At 60.2% G+C, this 24867-nt stretch carries 21 protein-coding genes and 11 pseudogenes; 25 read left to right on the forward strand and 7 right to left on the reverse strand.

Annotated elements, in window-relative coordinates; genetic code table 11:
• The first annotated feature begins 4 nt into the window (after window positions 1-4).
• The 12 genes and pseudogenes from traD to HU230_RS42770 all read left to right on the forward strand — a co-directional run.
• Window positions 5-220: a type IV conjugative transfer system coupling protein TraD gene (gene traD, locus HU230_RS42715; protein WP_035681106.1), complete on the forward strand. Its 216-nt coding sequence runs from the start codon at window positions 5-7 to the stop codon at window positions 218-220.
• Window positions 207-2186, forward strand: a complete 1980-nt coding sequence (traG, locus tag HU230_RS42720; RefSeq protein ID WP_224944468.1) for a Ti-type conjugative transfer system protein TraG — start codon at window positions 207-209, stop codon at window positions 2184-2186. Before traD ends, traG begins: the two co-directional genes overlap by 14 nt.
• Window positions 2187-2216: 30 nt before the next feature.
• Window positions 2217-2750: a thermonuclease family protein gene (locus HU230_RS42725; RefSeq protein WP_224944469.1), complete on the forward strand. Its 534-nt coding sequence runs from the start codon at window positions 2217-2219 to the stop codon at window positions 2748-2750.
• A gap of 61 nt (window positions 2751-2811) precedes the next feature.
• Window positions 2812-3135, forward strand: coding sequence for a WGR domain-containing protein (locus HU230_RS42730; RefSeq protein WP_175618595.1), 324 nt, complete (start codon window positions 2812-2814; stop codon window positions 3133-3135).
• Window positions 3136-3260: 125 nt separating this feature from the next.
• Window positions 3261-3398 carry a hypothetical protein gene (locus HU230_RS42735; RefSeq protein WP_166107071.1) on the forward strand — a complete coding sequence of 46 codons (138 nt, stop codon included), beginning with the start codon at window positions 3261-3263 and terminating at the stop codon, window positions 3396-3398.
• A gap of 439 nt (window positions 3399-3837) precedes the next feature.
• Complete coding sequence (locus tag HU230_RS42740) at window positions 3838-4257, forward strand: CopG family transcriptional regulator (protein WP_029084654.1); 420 nt, start codon at window positions 3838-3840, stop codon at window positions 4255-4257.
• A 5-nt stretch (window positions 4258-4262) separates the two neighbouring features.
• A pseudogene (locus tag HU230_RS42745) lies at window positions 4263-4916 on the forward strand (CE1 family esterase); the annotation flags it as partial.
• Window positions 4903-5117, forward strand: a pseudogene (locus HU230_RS42750) (IS256 family transposase); the annotation flags it as partial. The pseudogenes HU230_RS42745 and HU230_RS42750, both read left to right, overlap by 14 nt.
• A 34-nt stretch (window positions 5118-5151) precedes the next feature.
• Window positions 5152-5559, forward strand: a pseudogene (locus HU230_RS42755) (transposase); the annotation flags it as partial.
• Window positions 5560-5808: 249 nt separating this feature from the next.
• Window positions 5809-5982 (forward strand): annotated as a pseudogene (locus tag HU230_RS42760) (transposase); the annotation flags it as partial.
• A gap of 10 nt (window positions 5983-5992) precedes the next feature.
• On the forward strand, window positions 5993-6250 hold the full coding sequence (gene tnpB / locus HU230_RS42765) for an IS66 family insertion sequence element accessory protein TnpB (RefSeq protein ID WP_224944470.1): 258 nt from the start codon (window positions 5993-5995) through the stop codon (window positions 6248-6250).
• Window positions 6251-6319: 69 nt separating this feature from the next.
• A pseudogene (locus tag HU230_RS42770) lies at window positions 6320-6559 on the forward strand (transposase domain-containing protein); the annotation flags it as partial.
• Window positions 6560-6785: 226 nt separating this feature from the next.
• Here the strand turns inward: HU230_RS42770 and HU230_RS42775 are convergent.
• Complete coding sequence (locus tag HU230_RS42775) at window positions 6786-8153, reverse strand: relaxase/mobilization nuclease domain-containing protein (protein ID WP_224944475.1); 1368 nt, start codon at window positions 8151-8153, stop codon at window positions 6786-6788.
• Window positions 8154-8162: 9 nt separating this feature from the next.
• On the reverse strand, window positions 8163-8537 hold the full coding sequence (locus HU230_RS42780; protein ID WP_234633918.1) for a DNA mobilization endonuclease VirD1/MobC family subunit: 375 nt from the start codon (window positions 8535-8537) through the stop codon (window positions 8163-8165).
• Between the two features lie 339 nt (window positions 8538-8876).
• Here HU230_RS42780 and HU230_RS42785 point away from each other — a divergent pair, with 339 nt between their 5' ends.
• From HU230_RS42785 to tnpC, 7 genes and pseudogenes are all read left to right on the forward strand, one after another.
• Window positions 8877-9572 (forward strand): conjugal transfer ATPase VirC1, encoded by a 696-nt coding sequence (locus tag HU230_RS42785; RefSeq protein WP_224944478.1) that lies wholly within the window; start codon window positions 8877-8879, stop codon window positions 9570-9572.
• Between the two features lies 1 nt (window position 9573).
• Entirely contained in the window at window positions 9574-10155 is a 582-nt protein-coding gene (locus HU230_RS42790; protein WP_224944480.1) for a VirC2 family conjugal transfer protein, read from the forward strand.
• A gap of 394 nt (window positions 10156-10549) precedes the next feature.
• Window positions 10550-10711 (forward strand): annotated as a pseudogene (locus tag HU230_RS42800) (transposase); the annotation flags it as partial.
• A gap of 84 nt (window positions 10712-10795) precedes the next feature.
• Window positions 10796-11761: a hypothetical protein gene (locus HU230_RS42805; RefSeq protein WP_224944482.1), complete on the forward strand. Its 966-nt coding sequence runs from the start codon at window positions 10796-10798 to the stop codon at window positions 11759-11761.
• Between the two features lie 222 nt (window positions 11762-11983).
• Complete coding sequence (gene tnpA, locus HU230_RS42810) at window positions 11984-12442, forward strand: IS66-like element accessory protein TnpA (RefSeq protein ID WP_166073826.1); 459 nt, start codon at window positions 11984-11986, stop codon at window positions 12440-12442.
• Window positions 12435-12788, forward strand: coding sequence for an IS66 family insertion sequence element accessory protein TnpB (tnpB, locus tag HU230_RS42815; RefSeq protein ID WP_166073804.1), 354 nt, complete (start codon window positions 12435-12437; stop codon window positions 12786-12788). The genes tnpA (HU230_RS42810) and tnpB (HU230_RS42815) overlap by 8 nt, the downstream gene beginning before the upstream one ends.
• 52 nt (window positions 12789-12840) lie before the next feature.
• Window positions 12841-13857, forward strand: a pseudogene (gene tnpC / locus HU230_RS42820) (IS66 family transposase); the annotation flags it as partial.
• Window positions 13858-13873: 16 nt separating this feature from the next.
• Here the strand turns inward: tnpC and HU230_RS42825 are convergent.
• Window positions 13874-15156 (reverse strand): annotated as a pseudogene (locus tag HU230_RS42825) (IS256 family transposase).
• Between the two features lie 1334 nt (window positions 15157-16490).
• Between HU230_RS42825 and HU230_RS42835 the strand changes: the two are divergent.
• Complete coding sequence (locus tag HU230_RS42835) at window positions 16491-17516, forward strand: IS110 family RNA-guided transposase (protein ID WP_224944484.1); 1026 nt, start codon at window positions 16491-16493, stop codon at window positions 17514-17516.
• A 191-nt stretch (window positions 17517-17707) separates the two neighbouring features.
• Here the strand turns inward: HU230_RS42835 and HU230_RS42840 are convergent.
• Together HU230_RS42840 and HU230_RS42845 are read right to left on the reverse strand one after the other, a co-directional pair.
• Window positions 17708-18470: pseudogene (locus HU230_RS42840) on the reverse strand (IS5 family transposase).
• A gap of 222 nt (window positions 18471-18692) precedes the next feature.
• Window positions 18693-19466: pseudogene (locus tag HU230_RS42845) on the reverse strand (IS3 family transposase); the annotation flags it as partial.
• A 365-nt stretch (window positions 19467-19831) separates the two neighbouring features.
• On the opposite strand from HU230_RS42845, the gene HU230_RS42850 reads away from it, so the two are divergent.
• The 4 genes from HU230_RS42850 to tnpB (HU230_RS42865) all read left to right on the forward strand — a co-directional run bounded on the left by HU230_RS42850 (window position 19832) and on the right by tnpB (HU230_RS42865) (window position 23190).
• Window positions 19832-20221: a hypothetical protein gene (locus tag HU230_RS42850; protein WP_224944485.1), complete on the forward strand. Its 390-nt coding sequence runs from the start codon at window positions 19832-19834 to the stop codon at window positions 20219-20221.
• A 738-nt stretch (window positions 20222-20959) separates the two neighbouring features.
• The gene (locus HU230_RS42855; protein ID WP_224944487.1) at window positions 20960-22117 is read left to right on the forward strand and encodes a hypothetical protein; all 1158 of its coding nucleotides are present in this window, start codon (window positions 20960-20962) and stop codon (window positions 22115-22117) included.
• Between the two features lie 381 nt (window positions 22118-22498).
• Window positions 22499-22894, forward strand: coding sequence for an IS66-like element accessory protein TnpA (gene tnpA, locus HU230_RS42860; RefSeq protein WP_224944490.1), 396 nt, complete (start codon window positions 22499-22501; stop codon window positions 22892-22894).
• 50 nt (window positions 22895-22944) lie between these two features.
• Window positions 22945-23190, forward strand: a complete 246-nt coding sequence (tnpB, locus tag HU230_RS42865; RefSeq protein ID WP_234633923.1) for a transposase — start codon at window positions 22945-22947, stop codon at window positions 23188-23190.
• A gap of 68 nt (window positions 23191-23258) precedes the next feature.
• On the opposite strand, the gene HU230_RS42870 is transcribed toward tnpB (HU230_RS42865), so the two are convergent.
• Window positions 23259-23549, reverse strand: a complete 291-nt coding sequence (locus tag HU230_RS42870; protein WP_224944495.1) for a hypothetical protein — start codon at window positions 23547-23549, stop codon at window positions 23259-23261.
• On the opposite strand from HU230_RS42870, the pseudogene HU230_RS42875 reads away from it, so the two are divergent.
• Window positions 23533-24009 (forward strand): annotated as a pseudogene (locus HU230_RS42875) (recombinase family protein); the annotation flags it as partial. The gene HU230_RS42870 and the pseudogene HU230_RS42875 overlap by 17 nt on opposite strands.
• 5 nt (window positions 24010-24014) lie before the next feature.
• Here HU230_RS42875 and HU230_RS42880 read toward each other — a convergent pair.
• Window positions 24015-24857 (reverse strand): IS5 family transposase, encoded by an 843-nt coding sequence (locus HU230_RS42880; RefSeq protein WP_176535347.1) that lies wholly within the window; start codon window positions 24855-24857, stop codon window positions 24015-24017.
• Window positions 24858-24867 lie beyond the last annotated feature (10 nt).

Below are 24867 nucleotides of genomic sequence, written 5' to 3' on the forward strand. Positions count from 1 at the left end.
GCGCATGCGCCAGGCGTCATCCTCCGAGGCCCGCAAGAAGGACACGCGCGAGAAGATCGAGCTCGGTGGCCTGATCGCAAAGGCGGGGCTGCGCTACGAGAAGCGCGCGGTCCTGCTCGGCGCGCTGATCGAACTCGGTCGCCGGCTGAGAACCGACGAAGCCGAGCGAGCACGGCTTGCCGCGATCGGGGCGGAGGCGTTCGGCCGTGACGGCGAATAGGCTCCTTCTGCTGATCGTGCCGATGGCCCTGATGCTCGGCGCGATCTTCGGGTTGACCGGAATCGGGCATGGGCTTGCCGGCCTCGGCAAGACGGAGGCGCAGCGTCTCCTGTTCGCCCGCGCCGGGCTGGCGATGCCCTATATCGCGGCAGCAGGGATCGGCGTCATCTTCCTGTTCGCCACCGCCGGCTCCGCGAGTATCCGCGCGGCGGCGTGGAGCGTCGTCGCAGGATGCGTATCGGCGATTTCCATCGCCCTCGCGCGCGAAGCGATGCGCCTGTCCGGGGCTCCCGAGACCATCGTCCCTGGCCGATCAGCGGTGGCCCAGATCGACCCGGCGACCATGGTCGCAGCCAGCGTTGTGCTGATGGGCGGCATCTTCGCGCTCCGCGTCGCCGTGAAGGGCAATGCCGCCTTTGCGGCGCCAGACCCGAAGCGCGTTCGCGGCCGTCGCGCGCTGCACGGCGACGCGGACTGGATGTCGATGCCAGAAGCCGCACGGCTCTTCGGCAACGCTGGCGGCATCGTCGTCGGCGAGCGTTACCGCGTCGATAGGGACAGCGCGGCAGCTCAGCCGTTTCGCACCACGGATCGCCAGAGCTGGGGGTTCGGCGGCCGCCCGCCGCTGCTCTGTTTTGACGCCTCTTTCGGCTCGTCGCACGGCATTGTCTTCGCCGGTTCCGGCGGCTTCAAGACGACGTCGGTGACGGTTCCGACCGCACTCAAATGGGGCGGCGCGCTCGTGGTCCTCGACCCGTCCAACGAAGTCGCGCCAATGGTGATCGCCCATCGGCGCGCGGCGGGGCGCACCGTGCATGTGCTCGATCCACATGCGGGACAGCGAACCGCGCAAGGTCGTCCGCCAGAAGCAGCCCAGGAAGCAACGAACCTGCCGCGAACCGGCTTCAATGCTCTCGACTGGATCGGTCGTTTCGGCGGCACGAAGGAGGAAGACATCGCCGCCGTCGCCTCATGGATCATGAGCGACAGCGGCGGCGCCCGCGGTGTGCGCGACGATTTCTTCCGCGCCTCGGCGCTGCAGCTTCTGACCGCGCTGATCGCCGATGTCTGCCTGTCAGGGCAAACGGAAGACAAGAACCAGACGCTTCGCCAGGTCCGCGCCAATCTGTCCGAACCGGAGCCCAAGCTGCGCGCTCGTCTGCAGGCGATCTACGACAATTCGGAATCGGGCTTCGTGAAGGAGAACGTTGCCGTCTTCGTCAACATGACGCCGGAGACGTTCAGCGGCGTCTACGCCAACGCCGTCAAGGAAACCCACTGGCTTTCCTATCCGAACTATGCCGCGCTCGTGTCCGGCTCGACCTTCGTCAGCGACGATCTCGCCGGCGGCCAGACCGACGTGTTCATCAATCTCGACCTGAAGACGCTGGAGACCCATGCCGGACTCGCCCGCGTCATCATCGGCTCCTTCATGAACGCGATCTACAACCGCAACGGCGCGGTGACGGGACGGGCTTTGTTCCTGCTCGACGAGGTGGCACGCCTCGGCTTCATGCGCATCCTGGAGACCGCCCGCGACGCCGGCCGCAAATACGGCATCACGCTCCTCCTGTTGTTCCAGTCGATCGGTCAGATGCGCGAAACCTATGGCGGCCGCGACGCGGCAAGCAAATGGTTCGAGAGCGCGAGCTGGATCGCCTTCGCGGCCGTGAACGACCCGGAAACCGCCGACTACATCTCAAAGCGCTGCGGCATGACCACGGTCGAGATCGACCAGGTCAGCCGCTCCTCGCAGGCGTCCGGTTCGTCGCGGACGCGCTCGAAGCAGCTGGCCTCGCGGCCGCTGATCCAGCCGCACGAAGTGCTGCGCATGCGCGCCGACGAGCAGATCGTGTTCACCGCCGGCAACGCACCATTGCGGTGCGGCCGCGCCATCTGGTTCCGGCGCGACGATATGAAGGCTTGCGTCGGTCACAACCGATTCCAACCGGAAGAAAAAGCATGACGGCGCTGCGCTTTCTTGTTGTGGGAGCCAATGGCGATCATTGCGATCCTGGCGATCGCCATCGGTGTCCCCTCGCGGCATTCGCCGGATATGCCGGAGCGATACGAGACCACCACTTTGGTCATCCCGCCGCCTCTGCGGAGCGATACGCTGAGGGCCCGTTTCACGCTCTGCGACGGGCCGATCCGCGTGAACTGCGTCGTCGACGGGGACACATTCTGGTTCAGGGGTGATAAGATCAGGATCGCCGATATCGGCGCCCCGGAAATCTTCACGCCGCATTGCCGCGACGAGAGGCAGGCTGGCGAAATCGCCCGCGATCGGTTGCTGGTCCTACTAAACGCCGGCAGCTTCACGCTAGTCTCGGGCTGGCGCGACGCTCGTCGAGGAAGGTCTCGCCCGGCGCTGGAACGAGCCGCGACGCGATTGGTGCGCCCTCGATTGATCGCGGCAGCCCGCCGCACACGCTACGATCATCGGTTTTCTCGACCGTGCCACCTACCGCGGGAGGATCGTCACCGGAGGACGAAACCGCATCGCGGGTTCGGTGCGCTTGGCGCATAGAGCCGTCCGCTCGCCAGAGCTGCCCGCCCCCAAAAGCCACCCTTCGCAAAAATGAATCAATATGCCCCTGATCGATTCAAAAAACTCATTGGACGCGGATTCTCCGATGCGGGATTCTGTCGTCATGATCGCGCAGCCCTACCAGCTCTATATCGAACGCACCGACGCCTCGAAGAACATGGCCCGGTTCTACGCCATGGCCATCGAACCGACGCTCTTCGGCGACATCTGCCTGACACGCCGCTGGGGACGGATCGGCGCACAAGGTCAGATGATGAAGCACAGCTTCGCGCGCGAGGACGAAGCGGTCAGGCTGTTCCTCGACCTGCTGCGCCAGAAGCGCAATCGCGGATATCATCCGAAAGGAAAGAAGGCGGCGACGTAACCAGATCGCTGTCTGCGCAGACGCGGTAGGCTCCCACCGGTTGGGTGGCGGCACCCACGGAACAGAGCCTCCGCGAAAGCGAAGCCGGCTCAGTGAGCCGGCCGTTCATCGTGCGGATTATATTCGTGGATGATGTCGAGGCCGTTACCTTCGTCGATCTCGTCGCTGGGCATGACGCCGTATTCGCCGTCGACCTGGAAGAGCGTGACCGGGACCATCAGGGTGCGGGCAAGGTTGAAGGCGTGGTTTTTGTGCGAGGCTGAGATAGGACATTGTCTTGAGGCTCCATCCGGAGCGGGGGAATTCCCGCTCGATGGCTCCTCGAAGGACCGGCCCCGGTCGCGATCACCGCGCCGGCATAAGCCAAGCGGCGGCACGCTTCGCGTAGCCGACCCCGCGCGGGTTGATCGTGGAAGATCCGGGGGTGGACCAGGACGCCATCGCACCCGCTTCGAGGAGCGCTTCTCCGCGGACCGAATGGCGCGCGAGTATGAAAGCGCGTACCGCGGATTGATTTCTGCCGCCGCCGGGAACTCGGCTGCGGCGTTCGCGGCGCCAAACGCTGAACGTCGGCGCGAGACGAGGCCGGCCGACGAACTGCCAGCGTCTAACCGATTTTTCGCTGCCCCCTTGAAAATAGCTCCTGAACATCCACATAAAATCCCTACGCCATCCCGATGGATGGTGAAAATGGATGCTTTCATGGTCGACAATGTGCGCGAGCTGCGACCTCGGATCCCCGATACAGAGAAGATCACGATCAACCTTGGCTATGTCGATCTGGGTCAGGTCGATCTGATGGTGCAGGAAGGGTTCTATTCGAACCGCACGGATTTCATCCGGACGGCCATCCGCAACCAGCTCGAACGCCACGCGGACGTCGTGAAGCAGTCGACGGTCCGAAAGGGCTTGGACTTGGGCGTGCGGAACTACAGCCGCGAGGATCTCGAAGCGGCGCGGCGCGCCGGCGAGATGCTGCACATCAACGTGCTGGGTCTCGCGACCATCGCCCAGGACGTCACCCCCGAGCTGGCCGGCGCCACCATTGCTTCGGTCTCGGTGCTCGGTGCCCTTCACGCCACTCCCGCGGTCAAGGCCGCCCTCTCCGACAGAACAAGGTGAATGCGATGCTGAGCCAGAACTTGATTTCCGAGGCCACGCGCCTCACGCTTACGGGCCAACTGGTCGAGGCCACCGCGCTCCTGCAGCGCATGCTCCGCGGCGAGTCGCCAGAACCGTCCCATGCTCGTGTCTCGCCAGCTCGGCTCGAGCCGCCGACCATCGACGTGAAGGCCAGCATCGTCGAGGAGAAGGAAAGCCGACGAACCACCCGGGTTTCTCCCGCTCCTTTGCAAAGCTTCGATCGCTTGAAAGACTTCCCCGGACTCAACCTGCGTGGTCCGATGACCCGCGCTCCGCCTGCCACGACGGATATCGCGCCCCAAGGCACGAGATTCATCGCAGGCGCCTTCCGCAGCGCGAATGGAAGCCGGAATTACAAGCTGTTCGTCCCAAGCCGCTCCCAAGAAAAGCCGCTTCCTCTGGTCGTCATGCTTCACGGCTGCACCCAGTCGCCGGACGACTTCGCGGCCGGGACCCGGATGAATTTCCTGGCGGAAGAGCGAAATTGCTTCGTGGTCTATCCGGAGCAGCCCAGCGGAGCCAACCAGGCGAAATGCTGGAATTGGTTTCGCACGGGCGACCAGCACCGGGACGGCGGGGAGCCTTCGCTGATCGCGGGCATCACTCGCCAGGTCATGCGGGACTACCGTGCGCCACCGCACGATCCGATCGAAGGGCTGCCTGTCCAACAGAACGGCGCTCGCGATGGTTTCAAACTACTTGAGGCCGCGCAGAAAAGCTGGCGTCGTCTCGATGGCCACAACCAGTTGCCAAAACTCGTTCTCGGTGTGACATTCAACGACGGGATCGAGCTCATCGCCAAACCGACTGACCGTCAGCCCATAACCGCCGCCGCCTGACCGGCCGCGCCGTCACCAAAATTTGGCGATAGCTCGGCTCGGCCTCGACATCCGTTTCGTCGTCACCAGCCTCGATGTCGGCTCGGCCGAGTGGATCTACGACAGCCTGTATTGCGCGCGCGGCCAAGCCGAGAATCTGATCAAGCTGCATAAGACGCAGCTCGCCTCCGACCGCACCAGCTGCCGTTCGGCGCTCGCCAATCAAGTCCGCCTTGTTCTCCACACCGCCGCTTATTGGCTGATGCTGACCGTGCGCGACGCGATTCCCAAAGACCGGGAATTGGCCACAGCCAAGTTCGCGACGCTGCGTCTTCGTCTCTTGAAACTCGCTGCCCGTGTCGTCGAGACCACGAGCCGCATTCGCCTTGCGTTTGCCGCGGCATGTCCCGAAGCCGACCTGATCCGCGGCTTGCCAGGCGCGCTGCTGCCGCTCGGTCCTTGACCGGCGGGGCGTCCGCCCCCTGTGCGCCCAACCTACACCTCAAGCGCGTTGCAAAGTACCGGTCGTCAGGCGGTGAAAAGCCGAAGGCAATCCCGCGCGCCTCGTCAGAGCAAATGTGCGGCCACATCAATCGGACTAAAAAAACGCACTCTCACGAATAGGACGGGCTAGGTGGTGTGGACTCTAAGGATTCCCTTTTAGGCGCAAATCAGATTCAAGACTGCTTTTGGGGAGGCAGTCTTGGGTGTGATGGACCGTTTGGTATTGAGCGACGCGGCTTGGGAGCGGATGGCGCCGCTGATCATAGGTCGCCCCGACCAGAAGGGCTCCACTGGGCGCGACAATCGGATGTTCGTGGAAGGTGTACTTTGGATTGTTCGCACGGGCTCTCCCTGGCGTGATCTCCCGGAGGCGTTCGGGGAAGGTGCAGGAGATGCTTCGTCTCGACCCGTTCAGCGCCGCAGCCTTCGTGTTCCGATCGAAACGAGCGGACCGGATCAAAATTTTGGTCTGGGGTCGAACGGGCCTGGTGTTGGTGCACAAGCGTCTCGAAGGTTGCAAGTTCGTATGGCCAACGATTGCGGACGGCGTGATGCGGATATCGCCGGCGATGTTCGCGGCGTTGTTCGAGGGCCTGGATTGGAGGTTGGTCCGCCCGGAAGAAGCGCGGCGTCCACAGGTCGCTGGATAACTGCGGCAGAATGACTCGGAAGCTATTTTGAACGTGGCACGCGCGGCGACGATGTGCTCGAAATAGCGCATGAGCATCGCGGCACTACGCGACGAAAATGAACAACTGAAAGCGCTTTTGGCGCAAACGCAAGCGGCCTTGAGCGAGCATCAGGCGGCGCTGCCGACGTCGGACGAGGCGCGGCGTCGGTTGGAGGTCATTCTCGGCGAATTGCGACGCGAGAAGTTCGGCGCGACGTCCGAGAAGCTGCGGCCAGATCAGTATCACTTACCGCTGGAAGACGTGGAGATCGCGCAAGGCATCCTGGATGTGACGGCCGCATGATCGTCGCCGACGATTTTGCTGCGGCTCTGGTCGGGCTTGCGCCCTCCCGACGCCACAGCAAAATCGTAAAGCCCCGCGTTCAGCATAACCCGGCAGGAATCCACTTAATTTTCGCGGGGCCCGGTCCAAACAACCGGGACAAGCTCTGTCTCCCTCGTGATGGTGAGGCGGTGAAATGATCCGCGAAGCGGGGACCGCTTGAACCGAATCGCTAGGAACTGCCCCGCTCTTCAGGCACGATGGCACGTCCGCTGCGAAGTCGCAGTGGTTGATCGGGATCGAGATCCTCAGGTTCAGGCTCGCGACGGCGATGTCGCCTCGCGCGTTCTTCGGCCTCGCGCTGTTCACGGGCTGCGCGCTGGGCGCGAGTTTCGATGTTGGATGGCGGGAAGCGACGGCGCTGCCGTGGCCGCTCGAGCGAAATAGGCTGGCCGTCGCCGCCTTCGGGCTCGCGGCCGCGGCGCCGCCCAGTTTCGCGCTGGAGTTCAACACCACTCATATCTGATGGACCAGGGTCAGTGGCTTGTGCTTCGATTGCCCGAACATTGTCCACCGCATCTTCTTCGGCCTCGCGCTGTTCACGGGCCGCGCGCTGGGCGCGAGTTTCGATGTTGGATGGCGGGACGCGACGGCGCTGCCGTGGCCGCTCGAGCGAAATAGGCTGGCCGTCGCCGCCTTCGGGCTCGCGGCCGCGGCGCCGCCCAGTTTCGCGCTGGAATTCAACACCACTCGTATCTGACGGACCAGGGTCAGTGGCTTGTGCTTCGATACCCTGAACAATGGCCCCCGTATTTGCGCGGGCGACCACCTCCGCAGTGCTCGTGGACGCTTGGATTGCCTGGCCAACGCCCCGTACTGATTGAAGGGCTTCGGAGGTCCTGCCGTCGCGTTCAAGGTTCGGCGGTTCGGGCTGGCCTCTGGGACTAACCGGAATATCAGGCTCAGGTTCCGGTTGAATTGCGACGGCTTCTCTAACCCTCTGCCTGCGTCGGAATTCCGCATAAGTAATCGGACGCTCCATAATGCCTCGGTCGGCACGACGTGTCGCATCCAGTTCAATGCCATGATCATAGGCTGCATCAACCAATACGGCGCGCATATTATCGTAGTTGTGATGAGGATTGCGGCGCGAGATCTTCAACCAATGGCCTTCCTGTGCCCGTCGATTGACGACTACATGCAAGTGTGGATGCTGCCGATCGACATGGAATGTTGTCACGTAGTCAAATGAACCGCCATTATTACCTGAACCAAACATTCTTTCGGTCCATGCACGACCGGCAGCATGCGCACGGTTGGCATCGGTGCCGGGCGGGAAGCTGATGATGATATGAGTTGTCAGGTCCTGATTGCTGTCTGCGAGCGACTGACCGGCATGATAGTTGCCGGTCTGCTCGGCCCAACTTTGGGCAAACTGCTCGAGTCGGTCATATGGCAGCAAAACGCCTTGATGACGCTCGGAACGTAAAAGATCGACGGCTCCGTTGCGCGAAAGGTATTGCAGCTGATTTCGGATTTGCGAGGCGGTCCGAGCGCCGCCTCGAGGCACAATTCTTACTATTGCTTGCGGATGAGGCACTTTGGGTGCCTAATGATCGTGTTCACGAGTGCTATCACCCTGCATGAGCTCCTGTAGTCGCCTACGACCGTCTTCTCGCCGTCGCGATACGTTCAATATTGTGCGGAGCAGGGCGTCGAGCGCGGAAAATTCCTGACCAAAGTGCTGCCTGTGCGTCTCGAACCTTTCGATGTCGAAGGTCGCGTCACGGTTAGCAACTCGGCTTAATTCTCTGAGTGTTTGGGCAATGTTCCCGATGTGACAGGTGATCGCCCGAAGATCATCCCGGGTGTCGTCGCCAATCTCAATAAATCCGCCGATCCTGCGGACCGCAATTCGCAGTGCCATACTGTTGGTCAGCCCAAGCACACGCAACTGCTGCGAAAACGCATCGAATTCCGCCACGCGTAAGCGCACGCTGATTATTCTATAACCGCTCTGGGCTATGATAGCAGAACTCCCTCTATTACTTAAGCGCGTCATCGACCGAATTTGACACGTTGCCCCTCCATCATCTCTAGGGTTCTCATACGGTGAGAAGCGCCAAATGTAATACCGCCGGGCCCGAGTTGCTCGAAAGACTGGTTGCAATTGTAGCTAAGCATATCGAGACGTACTCGATGGTGCATTATGTTGACATTCGACATCTGATCCGGGATCAGATTATTTTGAACTGACGTGGCGCGCCTACACATCTCGCGTCACAAATCGTATCAAACTGTTTGAGCACGGGGACGATCGGATATGAAACTAATCACTTGCTGCTCATTTAAAGGAGGGGCCGGTAAAACCACAGCCTTGATGGGTCTGTGTTCGTCATTCGCAGACAAAAAGAATAGTGTCGCTCTTTTCGAAGCGGACGAAAATCGTCCGCTCTATAAATGGAAAGAAAATGCTTTGCGCAACGGCGCTTGGGATCCTAGGTGCGAAGTATTCGTTGCGGGTGAAGTTCCATTACTCGAGAAAGCATATACACAGGCGGAAGCTAGCGGCTTTCGGTATGCGCTTGCGTATACTCACGCCGGCTCGAGCGAACTCAATGATACTATCATTGCCAGCTCCGATTTCATTCTGGTGCCTACCATACTGACATCTGTAGATTTCAACGAAGCACTTACGACTTACCGATACGTAATCGAGCTTCTAATAGGAGAGGAACTTGACATCAAAACCGCCATTCTTCGCCAGCGAGTGCCGACTTGCAGGCTGACCACCTCTCAACAGGACGTGCAAGACATGCTGGCCCTCCTGCCGATGTTGGAGACCCCGATGTATGAGCGTGATGCCTTCGCTGCTATGAAAGAACGTGGTATGCTGCAGATCACGATGCAGAATATGTCACGCACTCCCGCAATGCGGCCTATGTTGCATATCGCCCAGTGCGCAATGAACGAACTGTCGCTCATCGGCGACTTCATCGAGAAGGCATTGGAGGATTGATGTGGCTTTCCGCAAGCTGACCAGTTCACGGCAGGCGGCGCGTCTCGTTTCGACGATTTTGGAAAACAGGAGTAGTGCGACTATCTCATCTCTGTCTGCAGCGATGACGCCACTTGAGCCAGCTGCCCCACCGATAGTGAACGCAAGGAGCCCTGCCCGCTCATCCTCCGAGGAGAGGACAAACATCCTTTCGCATCAGCGCGCCGAGCCAGATCCCAAGGTACAGGTGTTTCTGTCAGCTGCGCTTCCCGCTCCCGGTTTCTCTCCGGTTTTTGACAGCCTGTGTGGGCAGTGTCGCCCGGCGAAGGCTCTGCAGATGATTTTGGGGCGCGCGTTAGACGATTACCAGGTGATCCTGTTAAGCGCCTCATTGACCAAACTCGCGGCTGCTTATCCTGTTGAGGAGCCACTGTCGCTCGTTTCGACATCGCGGATGATGCCCCGACGGGCGATTGAGATCGCTCTCGCGCATTTTGATCCACTTGGGCTGGAAAGTGCGCGCGCCTTCGGCCGTAAACTGGCGAGCGCCGCGCTCGACATGTTCTTCGAGAACGAAAGGAACGGCATCCATCAGCATCGCTGATCGGCGCCTGATCGCGGTAATTGGGGGCGCTTCTCTGTTGATCTGAGGCCGGCAAACTGGATCATTTTTGGCGAGAGTTTTCGCTGCCGAATCCCATCGGCTGTCGGACGCCCAGAAGGCGTTCATCTCGAAGCTGGGCCATGCGGGGTTGCCGTGGCGGAGATCTGCCGCAAGACCGGGATCAGACAGGCGACCTATTTCAACTGGAAGTCGATCTATGGCCGGCCCCCGATCTGCAAGTGCATTTAAGGTGTTGAACCGTATCCCTCCATTGAGGTCCATTGAGGGCGGCCTTGTTTGACGAAGGCGATCGCTGCAGGTCCTAGGGGTAACCCTAGGAGAAGCGCTATGACGATTTCGAGGGCGGAGGTGATCACATCGGTCGAGGCGGCGCCGGTGGTCGCAAGACGAGAAGGAACGGCTTGTTGCGGCGTCGCTCGAGCCGGGCGCCAATGTTTCAGTGGCTCGCGTGGCCGGGCTTCATGTGAGCCAGCTGCTCAGGTGGCGCAAGGAGCTTTGCAGGCACGGCGAAGCGAGCAAAGATCGATCTCGATGATGCCATGGCTCTTGCGTCGCCGTGCCGCAATGCCGCGGCGATGACGCCCATGTCGGCGCTGGCCTATGTATCGGCATCGGCGGGGTGCGGGTCGATCGTGCGGTCGCGCTGCAAATCCTTGAGGCCGTCTCCGATCGGGCTGTTGAAGCAGCGATATTGGCGTCCGACCAGGTTGAGCGCTCAAGACAAGAGATCATCACGGCCGTCGAACGGGAGCTTGAAGTCGTACGCTACGAAGCGTCTCTTGCTGCACGCCGATACGAGCTTGTGGATCCGGCCAAGCGCCACGTTGCCCGCGAACTCGAGGCGCGCTGGAATGGCGCATTGGAGCGGGTTGCCGAGCTTGAAGGTCGTATAAAGGAGCTGCGCACCGCATCGGCGGAAAGTCCCAAGATCGACCGCGCCCTGCTTCTGCAACTTGCGCATGATCTTCCGCGGGTTTGGAATGCACCGTCCACGGACACGCGCACCAAGCAGCGGCTGGTTCACATTGTGGTCCGAGAGATTGTTTGCGATCTCGATAGGAACACCAATGAGGCGGTTCTGCTCATCCACTGGACCGGCGGCCGGCACACGGAGGTTCGCGTTGCTCGCGTTAAGACGGGCCGATATCCGGGCGACATGGCACCGACTGCCGTTGACGCACTTCGTAAACTCGCTGGTCATTGGCCTGATCGAGAGCTCGCCGTGTCGCTCAATCGGATGCGCTGCAAGACCGGCGACGGCGAGACCTGGACGACTATTCGCGTGCGGGAAATGCGCGAACGCCTGGGCTTGCCGGAATACGACCCCGCATCGTCCGACGGCAAAATGATCAGCCTTGCGAAGGCTGCGGCACACTTTGGAATTTGCGTCGGATCAGCAAAGAGCTTGGTGCTGAAGGACATCTTGCCGGCCACACAAGCAATCAAGGGCTCGCAATGGTTCGTTCCTGTCGACGCGCTGAGCTCGGAAACAGTACGTATAGCGGTGCAGCGCGTGATCGAGCGTCGGCCGAGAAACTACATTGATTATCAATATGATAGAATGATCCGCCTACCCGGTATCTGACAAAGGGACGTACAATGAAACGAGCTGTCGCGACCTGATCAAGATCATCTGGCATGGTGTGCTGCAGAGCATGAAGGAGGTGAATAACCGAATTTAATGCGTACAGCTTTATGAGAGATGGAGGATGGCCCTCCTGCATCGTAAGCGCGAATTTCTCCGCACCTTTTGCTTTTGAGAGTCCTGATGCATGAGGTGTCCACCAAAATAGGTGGACACCTTGTGATGAGCGACGATGATCAGAAACTGCGGGTCAGGCTTGTCGGCCGGAACGGTCGCCGACGCTACGAGGCGGCATCGAAAGAGCGTCTTGTCGCGGCCTGCCTTGAGCCTGGGGTTTCGGTATCGAGGCTTGCACTCGAACATGGGGTCAACGCGAACCTCCTTCGGAAGTGGATCAAGAAGCACAGCGCGACCAGGTCGCTGCCGCCGTCCTCACGCCCGGCGTTCATCCCGGTTCAGCTTGAGGGGAAGTCCGAGCGGGACCTGTCGCGAAAAGACAGCGTGGCGACGGTTGATTTGCCGGCTTACGATGAAGTGCGTGGTTCGGAACCCAAAGGGACTCCAGCTTTTTGTTCTCCGGCCAAAGTGAGCGTGTCGCTGCCGAATGGCGTGAAGCTCGCGCTGGAATGCGGCGATGTGGATGCATTGACGGCGATCATCGGAGCGCTGGGCGATGTTTAGACTGGGCGATGACCTGCAGGTCTATCTGCACCGTGAGCCGATCGACTTCCGGGCTGGCATCAACAGCCTTGCGGTCCTGGTCCAGGAGACGATGGCGCTCGATCCATTCACTCCGGCGGTTTTTGCGTTCTGCAATCGCCGTTGCGACCGGATGAAGCTTCTGTTCTTCGATCGGTCCGGCTTTGTACTGGTCCTGAAGCGGCTGACCGAAGACAGGTTCCGATGGCCGCGCCGCCAGGAGGCGATCGTCACGCTGACGACGGAGCAATTGCACTGGATCCTTGACGGCATCGATATCGATGCGATGGTCCGCCATCCGGTGCGGCAATATCAGGTTGCCGGCTGAGCTCTCGAGTTGAGCGGTTGACGCGTCGGTACGGTTCAGATTCAAGAATTCGATGAATCGAACCGGCGATCCGAGTGTTGAAGTGCTGTTGGCACGCATTGCTGCGCTGCAGGCGGAGAACCATCAACTCGCCGACCGCGTCGCCAAGCTCGAGGAAGAACTGGCGCTGGCACGCCTGCATCGTTTTGCGCCGCGCAGCGAAAAGCATGTTGATCGTCTCTTCAATGAAGCCGAGCAGGCCTCCGATGAGGAGGACGCCGGCAGTGAAACGAACAATATCGCCGAACTTCCGGACACGGGCTTGCCACCCGTCGAAAACACAATGGGAAAGAAGCGCGGCCGCAAGCCGCTGCCGGGGAACCTACCTCGTGAGCGCGTCGAGTATGACCTGTCCGACGATCAGAAGGCGTGTCCTTGCTGCCGTGGCCAGATGCATCGCATGGGCGAGGCTGTCACCGAGCAACTTCATATCGAGGTGAAGGCGAAGGCTTTACAGAATGTGCGCTTCAAATATGCGTGCCGCCATTGCGATCGCACCGGGATCCACGCCCCTGTCGTGACCGCGCCGATGCCGCCGCAACCATTGCCGGGCAGCGTTGCCACGCCCTCGACGCTGGCCTTCGCGCTGGTTCACAAATATGTCGATGGCACGCCGCTCTACCGCCTGGCGCAGGCCTTCGAACGTGCAGGTGTTCCTGTCAGCCGCGGCGCTTTGGGCCACTGGGTGATTGGCTCGAGCGAGAAGCATCTGCATCGCATCTACGACGCCCTGAAGCTGCGGCTCAGATTACAACCTCTCATCCATGGCGACGAGACAACGGTTCAGGTCCTCAAGGAGAAGGACAAACGGGCCACCAGCACATCGTACATGTGGGCTTATCGCAGCGGCAAGGGCAGCCACGAGCCGATCGTTCTTCTGGATTATCAGCCGGGCCGCGGCCAAATCCACCCGCAAGCCTTCCTCGGCGATTACCGTGGCATTGTAATGAGTGACGGCTATACCGCATGGCGCACGCTGGAAGGGGCCACCCACATTGGATGCATGGCCCAGAGCTATCGCCAAATTTTGGTGACGGCGCGGCCGGTCAGGCGGCGGCGGTTATGGGCTGACGGTCAGTCGGTTTGGCGATGACCTCGATCCCGTCGTTGAATGTCACACCGAGAACGAGTTTTGGCAACTGGTTGTGGCCATCGAGACGACGCCAGCTTTTCTGCGCGGCCTCAAGCAGTTTGAAGACCATCGCGAGCGCCGTTCTGTTGGACAGGCAGCCCTTCGATCGGATCGTGCGGTGGCGCACGGTAGCGAAGGTGCTTTCAATGGGATTGGTGGTCCGCAGGTGTTTCCAGTGTTCGGCCGGGAAGTCGTAGAACGCCAGTAGCGTGTCCCGATCCTTGCTCTGGCAGTCGGCCGCCTTCTCGTATTTGGGCGTGTAGCTCTCGATGAAGGCGTCGAACGCCAGCTCGGCGGCGGCCTTGGTTTCGGCCATCCAGATCTCCTGCAACGCGCGTTTGGCTTTAGGCTGCTGGCTCTTCGGCAACTTGGCGATCACGTTGGCGGTCTTGTGTACCCAGCAGCGCTGCTCGCGCGTTTTCGGCCAGACCTCGCCGGCGGCCTTCCAGAACCCGAGCACGCCGTCGGCGATGGTGAGCCGCGGCGGCACGCCGAGCCCGCGCCGCTTCAGGTCGAGCAGCAGATCGCGCCAGTCCTGCGCGCTCTCGCGGGCGCCATCGGTGAAGCCGACCAGTTCCTTGCGGCCTTCCGGCGTCGCGCCGATCAGCACCAGGATGCACTGCTTTTCGTCTTCGAGGCGTGCTTGGAGATGGATGCCATCGGCCCAGATGTAGACGTAGCGCTTCGCCGACAGATCGCGCCTCTGCCACGCGGTGTGTTCGTCAAGCCAACCGTCCTTCAGACGGCCGATGGCGGATGCCGACAACCCGGCAGCATCCTTGCCGAGCAGCGCCGCCAGAGCCTCGGAGAAGTCGCCGGTGGAGATACCCTTCAGGTAAGGGATCGGCAGCAGCGTCTCGATCGATTTCGAGCGGCGCATGTAGGGCGGCAGGATCGACGGAGAGAACCGGATGCGGTCGGGATCGGTAGCCTCCGCCTCGCGATCGCGTACACGCGGCTGGCGGACGCCGACCGGACCGATACCGGTCATCACCTCGCGTTCCGGCAGGTGACCGTGGCGCACGAGCGCTGGTGGCCGTCCGCAGTCCTCAAATCGGCATGCTTGCCGAGAAAGTCCGCGACCTCGGCCTCGACCGCCTGGGCCAACAGAGCACGCGCCCCATTGCGCAAGATTTCGGTGAGTTGATCGTCGACGTTTCCTGGCTGAATCAACTTGATGATGTTATCTTTGGACACGGCATATCGCTCCTTCGGTGGAGAAGTGGAGGCGTCAAGCACCCCCACGATATGCCGCCTTCCCGATTCCCGCCGTCACCAACTTTCAGCGATAGCTCACATATTTCGCGCCAAGCGCACTCATTCGATTCGCTCTACATCGCCTGCGAGAGGGCCACTGAGTGGAAGCGTAGCATTCACGGCATCTAAGTGCTGGATGGCCCGCTATTTCGACCATATGCGCCAGTGTGTGGGTCGCACAGCGACGTGTTCTCCGGTCTTGGTCTTAATCCAGCCGCCGAAGATCCGGCGGCAAGGAAACACCAGCCGGTGAATGGTATTACCCTCAATGACGGCAATCTCCAGATCCCGATCAAAGGGCGCCGCTTCGATCCGTTCCCACGGCATCTTGTCAGTAGATGCTGTAGGGTGTTTATCGCCGTGAATAGACAATTGGGGCAACCTTCTGAACAGCATGGATTAGTTCGCTTGGTCGGTGCGGGAACAGGTTGAGCCAAATATTGGCCGAGCGGCGCGTGATCCGCTCGCTAACTGAATTACGAGGATTAACGCTGCGATACAGCTTCCCGGCTACGATCGAGAAGATCCCGCCCTGCTCAAGACAATGCCGGCTAGTATCGGCCGCTGTCTTGCAGAAATCAGACTGAACTGCTGCCTGCGAAGTCGTGCCAGCGGCGCCACAAGTGTTCCCGTGGTCGTTCATGTCGAACATCCTTCATTGGTGAGAAGACTCCTATCCCAAGAGGGCGAGCGTGAGATGGATGGCCTCAACGCGTCCTTGCGAGCCTGGCGGGTGTGTCGAAGCAAAAATACGACGCCCCCGGCTTCGCTTGATGCCATGCCGATCGATCGAGCTGCGCTCGGCCCCAATCATTGCGCCGGTCCGCCGGTCGACGAAGTGGACGCCATCACAAGCAGCGCAGGTTATTGGGGCAGGTCGTCGAGCTCGGAGGCGTCATCCGGCAGCAGTCCTTGAACCCGGTCGCCGGTATTTGGACACGAAAAGATGATGGGCCGCCGAGTCCTTCTGTCTGCCATATCTCTGACCTCGACCAGAACGTCTTTCCTATCGCTAAGCCGCCGCCGCAGTATTGATGCAGGTCAAAAAAGCCGATGCACGTCGAGAATGGCCAGCGGAGAGTGAAATGGACCCGCGGAGCGGGGCCGCTTGAGCCGGTTTGTTAGTTGGAAACTGACCGCTCCTGATTACTTCCTATCACGCTGCCAGAGACACTGTCTGCTGTTGTTGCTGTGATGGGGTGGACGCCCCCTCGACGGCATCGATGTGCCAAAGTGAAGGGTGTTGAACAGCCATCACGAGAGAGGAAGCGTCCGTGAACGAAGTTAGCACGATTGGACTAGATTTAGCGAAGTATGTCTTTCAAGCCCATGGAGCCGATGCCACCGGAAAGGTCGTTTTTCGCAAACAGCTGCGCCGGAATAAGCTGCTGGCATTCTTTGCCGAGCAGCCGGCTTGCCTCGTGGCGATGGAAGCCTGCTCGGGCGCGCATTACTGGGCTCGTGAGATTGGCAAGCTCGGCCATGAAGTGCGGCTGATCCCACCGGCTTACGTGAAGCCCTTCGTCAAGCGGCAGAAGAACGACATGGCCGATGCAGAGGCGATCTGTGAAGCAGCGCAGAGGCCGACCATGCGTTTCGTTCCCGTCAAGAGTGAAGAGCAGCAAGCGAGCGCGGTGGTGTTTCGGACCCGCGACTTGCTGATCCGGCAGCGGACCCAGGCGATCAATGCTTTGCGTGGTCATCTCGCCGAATACGGGGTGATCATGGCAAAGGGAACGGCCCATGTCGGAGAGCTTGTCGAGCGCGCAATGGATCCAAAAACAAATGTGCCCGAAGCGGCACGGTTCGTACTCGACATATTGATCAAGACGATGGTGACGCTGGAAATGCAGATCAAGAAACTCGACAGCGAGATCACCCATCGCGCCCGAAAAGAAAAAGATGCCCGCCGTTTAATGACAATCCCAGGCGTAGGACCAATGACGGCGACGGCGTTGCTTGCCCTTGCGCCTGCCGCCGGAAGCTTCCGGTGCGGACGCGACTTCGCCGCATGGCTGGGGTTGACCCCGTTGCAGCGCTCCACGGGCGGCAAACAGAAGCTGGGTGCGACGTCGAAAATGGGGGAGCGAACGTTGCGACGGTTACTTATCATCGGCGCGACTGCGGTCGTGCAGCAGGCACGGCGGCGAGGCACTTCACCGTCATCGTGGCTCGGGCGCATGATTGCCCGCAAGCCACCTATGCTGGTAGCCACCGCTCTTGCAAACAAGATGGCCCGCGTCGTCTGGGCTCTGATGGCCAACGGTGGGGTCTATAAAGCTCCGGTTGTGGCGGCATAGCCGTCCGGTCAGTGGTCGTCGAGATGTAGGAAGGTCAAACGGACGGTATGGCGCAACAGTCGAGAGACGGGGTTGGGAAAACCAGTACATGCCCAAGTGCTATCTAAGCACGCCGCTGTGATTTGGACCTGATCCGCGAACTCCCATACGGGCCCGCGACAAATGACGGTCGCATTAGGTGGTGTGGACACTTACCGCATCCAAAGGACGATGGCTGCGAGAGTGACGACGGCTAGGTAATTTCGGGCGGTCTTTTCGAAGCGGGTTGCGACGCGGCGGAACTGCTTGAGCTTTGAGAAGCAGCATTCGACGAGGTGACGCTGGGCATAGAGGTGCTTGTCCAGCGGGTATTTGAGTGCGCGTGATGGGTTGTTGGGGATGACGGCGAGCGCGCCCTTGGCGGCGATGGCTTGGCGCAAATGATCGGCGTCATAGGCCGTATCGGCCATGACGACCTCGGCAGGTAGTCCCTCGATCAATGCGGCAGCTTGCGGTGCATCGCCCTTCTGGCCTGCGGTCAGCGCGAACCGTACGGGACATCCAAGCCACGAACGGCCATATGTATCTTGGTGCTCAGGCCACCGCGCGAGCGGCCGATCGCCTGATCTTCAGACCCCCTTTTTTGGCCCCGGCGGCGTGCTGATGCGCCCGGACGATGGTGGAATCGACGATCAAATATTCGAAGTCCGGATCATCGGACATCGCCTCGAAGATCCGCCACCAGACGCCCTTGATGCTCCATCGACTGAAGCGCCGGAACACGCTGTTCCAATCCCCGAACGCCTCCGGGAGATCACGCCAGGGAGAGCCCGTGCGAACAATCCAAAGTACACCTTCCACGAACATCCGATTGTCGCGCCAAGTGGAGCCCTTCTGGTCGGGGCGACCTATGATCAGCGGCGCCATCCGCTCCCAAGCCGCGTCGCTCAATACCAAACGGTCCATCACACCCAAGACTGCCTCCCCAAAAACAGTCTTGAATCTGATTTGCGCCTAAAAGGGAATCCTTAGAGTCCACACCACCTAACGGCCGGACAGATGTCAGCCCCCGACTACAACGCAGCGCTTGACGAAAGATTCTTCTTGCATCCCCGGGGGCGTCCACAGATGGGCATGTGGGCAACGCGTCAGCGTTGTCCACCATTCCACAGCCTTCGCGGCCTGCATCCGTTCGCGCCAGACCGCCATCGGCGTGCGATAGCCGAGCGCCTGATGAAGGCGACGATCGTTATAGAAGGCGATCAGCTCGCGATCCCTGCCTTGGCCTCACGGCCGTCGGCATAGCCCTTGAGATAGATGTCCTCATGCTTGAGCGACCGCCACAGCCGCTCGATGAAGACGTTGTCCATCCAACGACCGCGGCCATCCATGGAGATCTTGATCCCTGCGCCCGCCAACGCGCCGGTGAAGGCCGCGCTGGTGAACTGGCTGCCTTGGTCGGTATTGAAAATCTCCGGCCTGCCGTACTTCGCCAGCGCCCCTTCCAGAGCCGCCACGCAGAACGAGACGTCGATCGTGTTCGATAACCGCCACGCCAGAACCGCACGGCTCGCCCAGTCGATGATGGCGACGAGATAAAGAAAAGCCACGGCCGATGGGCAGATACGTGATGTCGGCGGCCCACACCTGGTTCGGCCGGTCGATCGTCATGTTGCGCAACAGATAAGGATAGATCTTGTGGCCCGGCGCCGGCTTCGTCGTGTTCGGCTTCGGTCCCAGCGCCGCGATGCCCATCTTGCGCATCAACCGCTGCACGCGCTTGCGATTGACCTGAAGCCCCTCAGCCTTCAGCATTGCGGTCATTCGCCGCGAGCCCAGGAACGGCCAGGCGATGAACAGCTCGTCGATCCGCCGCATCAGGGCAAGGTCGTTGTCGTTGGCCGGCCGGGGCGGCCGGTAGACCCCGGAGCGCGCGATGCCAAGCAACAGGCATTGCCGACGGATCGACAGCACGCCGCCTGATCACCTCATCACCGAAAATCCCGCATAGCTCCCGTCACGATTGCAAGTTTGTGCTATCAAAAGAGCGTTAGCGGGCCTCACAAAGCGGAGGCGCCGCTCTCTCTTCAGAGCCGACCCCGAGAAAGCAGCTCGTCCGATATAACCACATTACAAGTGTAGCGCGATTGGACGTTGACGTTCCAGGATTTGAGAGTTTGAATGCAGACGACTATGCTCCGATGGACGATCCGAAACTATTTATGAATTCTCGTGAACGCCGGCTTATGGCGTTGCTAAGAGCTGTTAAGGCCCGAGACGAAAGCAAACGAAGAACAATCGCAGCTGAGTGTCCAAATTCTTGAAGGATCGCTTACATGGCCGGTGATGATCACATGCACGACGTCGTTGATCCCGATGTTTCTAAACGATTGGCCGCTCTTCTCAGGGCAAGCGGGCGCAACACCGCAGCCAGACTTGCCTCGAACGACGACCTGTTGATTGCGGTCAAGGACACCACACTCAAAGAAAACGGCATCCCCATAGAGCCGCTGAATTCGGACGGTTCCGCAGATCCCGCAGAGAAAAACGTATACACGTTTTCTGCCGGAGCGAACTTTCAGGCTCTCGCCAAATTGGGCAACAAAACCGCCAAGCAGATGGACGGGGAGCTTGTCTACATCAGGTACGAAGGCAACTACTATACCAAGAATGGACTTTGGAATGCGATTAAGGCTCCCGACGGCCCAAAAACCACGGTAGAATAAAAAATGTGGAGTTCAGGAAAATCACGACGTCACTTGGGCTTACAGCGGAGCGTGATAACGACCTTTTCCAAGTCGGCGAAACAAAAAGGAAGGATAATGACGGAAAGATAGTGCTTAAGGACGGGAAACCCGAATTGGTTCCGACTTTTAAACTTGATGGCGAAGCGCAGCTTTACAAGACTCCGGCCGGGTACAGGCCACGGGAGGTTGCCCATAAACATCCGCATACTAGCGGCGAGCAGGCTCCGGACATCTTGCTTCGAATGAAGAACGGGCGCTTCAAGGGGGGGCGCGCCTCCCGGACGATGGTTATGATAAGAGTACGGTTTGGGAATTAGAGGCGGATCTTGGCGGCGACGTATGGCTGAAGTCAAAACTTCACGGCTACCAAACTATCGACTTCATCGAGCGCACGCTTGGACCCAATCAAGCCACCCAACGCTTACGGGACTATGTCGGCGAAAGCCGCGCGTATAACCAGGATATCCGGACTCAGTTCTGGATTTGGCAATCGTCCCATACGAAGAGAACGTAAAGTTGACGCCATTCGCCCGATCGGAGAATCCATCAACAAAGCATAACAAGTCGCGCGGGCGGATTTAAAGGCATCTGACGGGGAACGCTCCAACTTGGCACGATGATTTTCGTGGGCGAGGTCCAACTCTGACCCCGCCTAGAAGAGCTGGCAGGTCAGATCTTCGGTCGTCTGAGGGGCCCGAAACGAAAAACAGGATTGGAATGAACATCATGACCGAATGGACGCAAGGTGATGTACTGGCGCGGTATACAGCACTGACAACAGTAGCCCATCTCACGCGGCTACAGGTCAAACCATCAGATCCGGCACAGTTGATTCGCCTCTTCGAGGCCCTCGATGCAAAGTCCCGGGCAGTCGACTATACTGCCGAATGCATAGCCCACGAGCTTTATAAGGTCGAGCCTCCGATCTTCACTCCCGAACTTCAGGCGCGTTTCGAGGCGGTCGGCGAGATCGTCGACCGACATGTCCATCCCGGTCCGACCAAAATTGACCAGCGCCGAACTTTGATCGAGAGGGTCGAGGCTTACGCACCCGCCTCACCGCGTGACGAGAGCTACGCTGATCCCAACGATAATACGGCGATCGCGAACTCACTCAACGTGAGGCTGTCCGGGTCCGAAATCACCTCTTACCTCCGAAACCGAGAGATCGGACTGCGCGAGAAACCGCCGGAAGCGACGCTCCAGGTCGATCGGCCATTCGATGGCGACGAGGCCCGGCGCCTGGCTAATACGCTCGGTGCGCTATACCAGGAAGTAGATCGAAGGCTTGCAGTTGCTGCAAACATCTTCTCCGAGTCCGAGCATACTCGCGTCAACGACTTCCTTCCCAATCAGATCGACAGAGAGCTCGAACGAGCGTTCCAAACCTTGGATAGCAAGCCACCGGATCCGACACTGGCGCGGATCGACCAAAGGATGCAGGCTACAGCGGAACGAATACGGGAGATGTCGGACGACTCGTTCTCCTCACCGCCCGAGAACGCGCCGACGACTTCTGTGACGACTACTCCCCGGCAGATTTCGTCGCGCCGGCGCAAGCATGAGGAGATCTCCTCGAGCGATGGGGCACCCCAGATGGGCCCGGCGGGACATGACCGGAGGCCCAGCGAACGTGCGCAGTCTTCGAGGGCCGGCACCGTATCGATGCCTCGTGGCGAGGCGGCCGACGCTCGAGAAGAAGATGTCGTTTTCGATCGGCAAGTCGCTAACCTTCGTGAGCGGGATCGCCCGCGGCGGCAGGGACCGGACCAAGACATCGCATCGGTGGCACCTAATGATCCTCGCTCCGAGCCGATCAATCAGCGCTCGCTACGTGAGCGTCAGAGGAACCGTGGCAGAGGACTAGACTACTGAAGACTTTTCGAGCGCTGCGGCGCGACCGGAAAGCAGGTTATCGAAAATTCTTCGATTTAACTGTCGACGGATATGGTCAAAGGTCTGAGCCGCTGAGGCGTTCTTGCCGGGACGTGGGCCGAGCCATGCGTCGCCCCATTTCGATCGCGAAGACGCCCCTGCACCCGGCGTATCAGTCTATAACGCCCAAGGCACCTCGCGCATCCAGACGCCTGCTAGTCTTACTGCGTCACAAATTTCGATAGCTACTTTGACTTGAGACTGCCCTGATGCAACAAGGGCATCGAGATAGTGGTACGCATCCGGCGGGCGCCGTCTTGTCTGACACGCTGTAATTCGCCAAGCGTGTGACCTTAAGTCTAGCTTTAAGGTCATCAGGCGATGCGGGTCGAGGTTTTGGGCGGGCTGGAGCGTCGGCGGCGTTGGTCGCAGGATGACAAGGCACGGATTGTCGGGGAGACGTTGGCGCCGGGCGCAAAGGTGACAGCGGTTGCACGTCGCAACGGAGTAGCGGCCAGCCTGGTGTTCACCTGGCGTCGTCAAGCGCGGACATCCGAGCAGGTCGCACCGTCTTTTGCGCCGGTGCAGATCGCCGCCACGGAGGCGGAGGAAACTCCGAAGCTCTTACCTGCGGGTGATAGCCGAGGGCGGTCTGTAGTGGCCGCGCGTATTGGATTGATCGAGATCGACCTCGGTAACCGGCGACGGATCCGAGTGGATTCGCACGTCGATCCAGAAGCGCTGGCGCGGGTCCTCGAGGTACTTGAGCGCCGATGATTGCCATACCGGGTAATGTGCGGGTGTGGCTTGCGACCGGCCACACCGATATGCGCCGCGGCTTCCCGAGCCTCGCGCGTCTGGTCCAGGAGAGTTTGAAGCGTGATCCGCATGCCGGTGATCTCTATGTTTTTAGAGGCCGCCGCGGCCAACACTCGACATTCTGCATACAGTCTTCGAAGCGCGAAGATTGCGTATCCGTGGCATCCGCTTTTTGGGCGGACGCTTCAGGTGGCACCGTTCCGACGCGGCAAGGAGCTGAAATGCATCTACACAGAGGAGCGGCGTGGGTTTAGCCGCGAAGTTCCCAATTGGATGCTCGACGAAAGCTACTGCGCCGGCATGGCGCTAGGACCGCCGCAGGTCAGTATTGAGGGGCTGAACGAATTTTCTGCTGTTCTGAAGCTTCTGGGCGCGACTCAGGCGTCGGGCGCACAATCCCGTCCTTCTTTGAAGAGGGAGAAAGGACGTGCGGAGAAAAAGCCAATATCGCGAGCCGATGCAACTGGGTCTGGATCTGCGTCTTCGGATTCCCCAGAACCCGCTGGGCGCCAATCCCAAAGGTCTGATCGAGGCGCTCGCCGATCTGTTGCTGGAAGCGGCTGGCGTCGAACCCGCTCAGATGTCGGGAGGTGACCATGAGTGTCAAGATCACACGTGATCACCTCGACCGCGCCGCCGTCGTCTATGTTCGCCAATCGACAATGTCCCAAGTTATGGGGAATCTCGAAAGCCAGCGGCGGCAATATGACCTGGCGCAGGCCGCGGAAACCGCCGGATTTAAGTCGGTGGCGGTAATTGACGATGATCTTGGCCGCTCAGGCTCTGGCAGCACTCAACGGCCCGGATTTGAGCGGCTTGTGGCGATGGTTTGTTCGGGTAACGTCGGTGCCGTTTATTGCATTGAGGCGTCGCGGCTGGCGCGCAATGGACGCGACTGGCATCACTTGATCGACCTATGCGCCCTCGCGGGCGCGTTGGTCATTGATCCCGACGGCGCCTATGATCCGCGGCTTGTCAACGACCGCCTGCTTCTCGGACTGAAGGGAACGATGTCGGAGTATGAGCTGAGCCTGCTTCGCCAACGTGGAATCGCCGCTCGGGACTCTAAGAGTCTGACTCAAAATTGCATTTCTGTTTTTATGGCTGCGATGCGCCTTGTCATGAGTTGGACGGAGGCGAGGAAGAGCCAGGCAGTTGCGCTTTCGATGGTTCGCTCGAAGTCCTTGGCCAATCTGCGGTTGCGGCCGAGCCAGGCGAAGGTTCGTTCGACCACCCAGCGGCGCGGAAGCACCTCGAAGCCCTGTGCGGCATCGGAGCGCTTGATGATCTCGACAGTCCACCGGCCGATCTTTACCAGCACCGCCTTGAGCTTTTCGCCGGCATAGCCGCCATCGGCAAAAATATGGCGCAGCCAGGGGAAGCGGTAGCGAATGCTGCACAGGACATCCGGCGCGCCATCGCGATCCTGGACGTCGGCAGCGTGAACGATCGCTCCGACCAGGAGCCCTTGGGTGTCGGTGACGATGTGCCGCTTTCGACCCTTGATCTTCTTTCCCGCGTCGTAGCCGCGAGGGCCGCCACTTTCCGTGGTCTTGACCGATTGGCTGTCGATCACGCCGGCCGTCGGCGAGGCCTCCCGGCCGATCGCCTCGCGCGCCAGCATCAGGAGTGCGTGGTTGATCGATTGCCACAATCCGCTGTCGCGCCATTGGTAGAAATAGTACTGCACCGTGGTCATTGGTGGAAACAGAGTGGGCGGCAGCATGCGCCACGGCAACCCGCCGCGCAGCAGATAGAGCACTGCCTCGACGATGTCGCGATAGCTCCATTTCGGGCGCCGCCCGCGCTTGGCCCGCACAGGAAGCAACCTCTCCAGCACGCCCCATTCCGCATCCGTCAAGTCGCTTGGCAAACGCAGCTCCTCTCGGGCAAACTGTGCCCGGGTGATATCAGTCCACATTCTCGATCCC

Source organism: Bradyrhizobium quebecense (assembly GCF_013373795.3).
GTDB classification, from domain to species: Bacteria; Pseudomonadota; Alphaproteobacteria; order Rhizobiales; family Xanthobacteraceae; genus Bradyrhizobium; species Bradyrhizobium quebecense.